The organism is Archangium sp. (genome assembly GCF_036389735.1).
GTDB lineage: Bacteria > Myxococcota > Myxococcia > Myxococcales > Myxococcaceae > Archangium.
On sequence record NZ_DASVWK010000991.1, the window covers coordinates 1 to 4,924 of the forward strand.

Annotated in this window: 2 protein-coding genes; both read right to left on the minus strand. The window is 71.3% G+C overall.

Translation table 11 applies throughout. The features are described from left to right. A partial coding sequence (locus VF794_RS35245; RefSeq protein WP_331117510.1) for a type I polyketide synthase occupies positions 1 to 1,611 on the minus strand: 1,611 nt, incomplete at its 3' end. Positions 1,612 to 1,618: 7 nt separating this feature from the next. After that, positions 1,619 to 4,924, minus strand: a 3,306-nt coding sequence (locus tag VF794_RS35250) for a type I polyketide synthase (protein ID WP_331117511.1), incomplete at its 5' end; no start/stop codon positions are given.

A 4,924-nucleotide genomic window follows, 5' to 3' on the forward strand; every position in this document is an offset into this window, starting at 1 on the left:
CCGCTCCCTCACCTGCCGCGCGCTGCTTCCCACCACCGCCAGCCGGTGCTCGAAGTGCGCTCGGCCCGTCGCCGCCGTGAAGCACACGTCTCCCAGCAACGCGCCGCCCTCCGTCAGTGCCTGTGCGTAGCGGCCCGCCTGTGCGCGCACCGCCTCCGCGTCACGCCCCGACAGCACCAGCACGTGCTCCGGCCTCTCCACCTCTCGCTTCTCTTCCGCCCTCGCTGGCGCCTCCTCCAGCACCACGTGCGCCAGGGTGCCGGTCCGGCCGTAAGAGGTGACTCCCGCGATGCGTCGGCCCTGCGTCGGCTCCCACGCCGTCAGCTCCACCGGCACCCTCACCCCCATCCCCGCCCAGTCGATGTGGGGGTTGGGCTGATTCAGGTGCAGGTGCGCCGGCAACTGCTTGTTCCGCATCGCCAGCACCACCTTCATCATCCCCACGACGCCTGAAGCCGCCTCCGGATAGCCGACGTTCGTCTTCACCGAGCCCATCCACAGCGACTCCCCGCCCTTCCTCCCCTCCTTCAGCACCGACCACATGGCCTCGGCCTCGATGGGGTCTCCCATCGCCGTTCCCGTGCCATGCGCCTCGAGGTAGCTCACCTCGGCCGGCGCCACTCCCGCGCCCTGCAAGGCCTGACGGATGACGGCCTGCTGCGCCACCCCGTTCGGCACCGTGAACGAGCTGCTCGGGCCATCGTGCCCCACCGCCGAGCCTCGGATGACCGCCAGGATGTTGTCTCCCTGGGCCTGCGCCTCCGACAGCTTCTTGAGCACCAGCACGCCACAGCCCTCGGCCCGGCCAAAGCCATCCGCCGATGCATCGAAGGCCTTGCACCGCCCGTCCGGCGAGAGCGCCCCGCTGCACGAGAGATAGACGCTCACCTCCGGCGAGAGGATGAGGTTCACCCCCGCCGCCAGCGCCATCGAGCACTCGCCATTCCTCAAGGCCTGGCAGGCCAGGTGCACCGCCACCATCGACGACGAGCACGCCGTGTCCACCACCAGGCTCGGCCCCTGGAAGCCAAACAGATACGACAGCCTTCCGGAGATGGCGCAGTTCGCTTTCGCGCCGATGAAGTACGGGTCGATGCCCTCGAGGCCCACCGAGTCCAGCGCGAGCTGCCCGTAATCGTTGTTCATCACCCCCACGAAGACGCCCACCCGCTCACGCCTGCCGCGCTCCACCGCGTAGCCGGCTCGCTCCAACGCCTCCCAGGACACTTCCAGGATCAGCCGCTGCTGCGGATCCATGCTCTCCGCCTCACGCGGAGAGATGCCGAAGAACCGGGCATCGAACCGGTCCACGTCCTTCAGGAAACCACCCCGCCGGGTGCGCATCTTCCCCTTCGCCTGGGGATCCGGGTCGTGCAGGGACTCGGCATCCCAGCGGTCCGGAGGAACCTCACTGGTCGCGTCCACGCCCTTCACCAGCAACTCCCAGAAGGACTCCGGGCTCTCCACGCCCCCCGGCAGCCGACAGGCCATGCCGACGATGGCGATGGGCTCGCGACGCACGGACTCGGCCTGCTCCAGCCGAGCCTCCAGCTTACGGATCTTCACCAGTTGCTGCTGGAGCAGCTGGCGATAGTTGATCTCCTCGGACATTCCGGCCTCACGATTCCTTGGCGAGATCTTCCGCGACCAGCCGCGCCAGCTCGGCATCGGACAGGGCGTCGAGCGCCTGTTCCACCCTGGGCTCGGGCTTGCGCTCGGGGACGGGTGGCGCTTCCTTCGCATCGAGCTTCAACACCTCGTCCAGCAGGTGCCGGACCAGGAAGTCGACGGTGGGGTGATCCAACGCCACCGTCGCGGGAATGGACCGGCCGAGCCCCTTCTGCAACACATTGCGCAGCTCGATGGCCATCAGCGAGTCCATGCCCAGCTCGGCGAAGCCCTGACGCCAGTCCACCGCCGTGGAGGCATCGAGCCGGAGGATGCGCGAGACCTCCTGCTGAAGACTCGTCGCCAGCACCTCCTCACGCTCGTTGGGCAGCGCCGCCAGGAGTCGCTCCGCGAGCGGGTGACGCGACTGCGTCTGCGATTGTGGCCCCAGCCCTCGCGACTCGGCGGCCCGCGCTGGCGCCAACGCCTCGTAGAAGGACGAGCGCCCCAGCGCCCCGAGCCCCTCCAGGTACACCGGCCACTGGATGGACAGGAGCGCCACCTGGGGCCGGCCACCGGCGAGTGCCTCGCCCAACAACGCGAGCGCCTGCGGAGTCGGCAGTGGCCGGACGCCTCGGCGTTCGAGTGCTCGCGCCACGTGCCCATCCGCCGCGCCCACCATGCCCGTCTCCGCCCACGGGCCCCAGTCGAGCGAGCGCGCCACCAGCCCGCGCGCGCGCCGCTCGTGCGCCAGGGCATCCAGGAAGGCATTCGCCGCGGCGTAGTTGCCCTGGCCCGGCGAGCCCAGCGTCGCCGAGGCCGAGGAGAAGAGGACGAAGAAGTCCAGCGCCCGGCCCTCGGTGAGCCGGTGCAGGTTCCACGCCCCCGCCACCTTCGGCGCCATCACCCGCTCGAAGCGCTCCAGGTCCTGCTGCAGCAGGGCTCCGTCGGAGAGCACGCCCGCCGCATGGACGATGCCGCGCAACGGCGGCGACTCCGCGTCGAGCTGCTGGAGCAGCCGCGCCACCTCCGCCTCGCGCGAGACGTCCGCGGACGCGAGGGTGACCCGGGCCCCCGCCTGCTCGAGCGCACGCACCCGCTCGGAGGTCGAGGCCGACGGCGCCCGGCGCCCCACCAGCACCAGGTGACGCGCGCCCTGCTCCACCAGCCAGCGGGCCACCTCCAGGCCCAACCCGCCCATGCCTCCGGTGATGAGGTAGGTGGCATCCGGTCGCGGCTTGAAGGTGCCGCCCCGCGCGCCCTTGTCCCGCCGCAGCACCGGGCACAGGCGCACGCCGCCGCGGAAGGCCACCTCGCGCTCCGGGAGGCTCCCGTCACGGCCCAGCTCGGCGTAGAGGAGCCGCGAGCTGCCCTCGAGGTCCTCGGGATCCAGGTCCACGCGCGAGCAGCGCAGCTCCGTGTGCTCCAGGTCGATCACCCGGCCCAGGCCCCACAGCGGCGCTTGAGCGAGCGCCGGACGCTCTTCCTTCACGGACTGAGCCCCCCCGGTGACGAGCCACAGCGGCGCCGCGCTCCCGGACCGACCCGCCAGCGCCTTGACGAGGTGCAGGGCACTCCCGCTCGCCTCCAGCACGGCGTGCTGTAGCGCTTCCGCGGACGCGTCCTCCGAGACCCGTGCATCCAGGCCCCACAGGTACACCACTCCCGCGCAGCCACCCTTCACGGTGGCCTCGTCCAGCAGGCGCGCGAAGTCCTCCGGGCGCCGGGCATCGAGCTCGAACGCTCCGGCCCCGAGCTTGCGGAAGGTGGCTCCACGGCGGACACGGACCACGGGGGCGCCGTGCTCATTCAGCAGGCGCCCGAGCCGATCGCCCACACCCCGCTCGTCCTCCAGCAGCACCCAGGGTCGCTTGTCCGTCACGGACACCGGAGCGGGTCGTGGATCGGACCGCCAGATGACCTCGTAGCGCGCCTCTTCCTTCCGGACGGTCGTCACGGCGCGCAGGGCCTCCCGGCTCGCCAGCCGCCCCCGGAAGCCGAGGACCTCCGCCACCAGCCCCTGCTCGTCGAGGATCCGCAGGTCGCCGCCGATGATCTCCTCGGCCCCGGCCCGCTCGCCCCCCTCCATGCGGGCGTGGCACCACACCGTGCCTCGCGGCCGCCTGTAGACGGTGAAGCGAGACATGCTGAACGGGATGAACAGCGCGTCGGCTCGCGGGTTCTCCAGGTCCAGGGCCCAGCTCGCGAGCACCTGGAAGCACGAGTCGATGAGACCCGGATGGAGCGGGTAGTCCTCCAGCGTGTCCGGCGCCGGATGCGACCGCAGCTCCCCGAGGAGCTCATCGCCCTGGCGCGCCACCTCGCTGATCCACTTGTAGTCCGGCCCCAGCGTGTAGCCTTGCCCCGCCAGGAGCCGGTAGATCTCGTCGCCCGCGCTCCGCGTCTGGCAGCGCGCGCGCAGCTCCTCGCGCGAGGGCAGCAACTTCGGCTGCTCCACCTGTCCGATGCGCAGACCGCCGGTGGCGTGCAACGCCCACGTCCCCGCGCCGTCGAGATCGGCCAACGACCTCACCTCGAACGAGCCACCCTGCTCGTGCGGGGTGATGATGGCCTGCACCGAGCGCTCCTCTCCCTCCGCGAGCACCAGCGCCTGTGGGAAGGCCAGGTTCTCCAGCGTGCAGGCCGGTGAACCGTAGGTGTCCTCGATGGCCGAGAGCACCAGCGACACGTGCGAGGACCCCGCCGCGACCATCGTCCCGAAGAGGCGGTGATCGTCGAGGTGCGTCGGTTGGGAGCGCCCGTAGGTCGTCTCGTACACGAGCGCATCCAGCGCCGGCGAGCGCAACCGCCGCCCCAGGTGCGGCTTGATGTCCGTCTCGCTCCGAAGCGCGAGCGCCCCCTTGCGAGGCGTCGCACCGCGCCACCAGTAGCGCTGGCGCTGGAAGGGGTAGGTGGGCAGCACCACCCGACGCCTTCCGTACGGCGCATCGTACTTCGCCCAATCCACCTCCACGCCTCTCACGTAGAGCCCGCCCAGCGTCTCCAGCACCTGGGCCCACTCCGCTCCCGGCCGTGGCGGCACCACCTCCAGGCACACCTCGATTCCGTCCGCCTTCAGCGCCTTCTCCGCTTCCTGCCACTGCGCGGACCGCGGCCCTGGCTTGCCCACCACCGCCAGCTTCAGCCCTTCCTCCAGGCTGAAAGCTCCCGCCTGCACTCCCGCCACGTACTCCCCCACTCCCTGGCCCACCACCCGCCTCGGCTCCACGCCCCACGCTCGCCACAGTTGGGCCAGCGCCCACTCCACGGCGAAGACCGCCGCCCGCCCGTAGGCCTCTTCCTTCAGCAGCGCGCT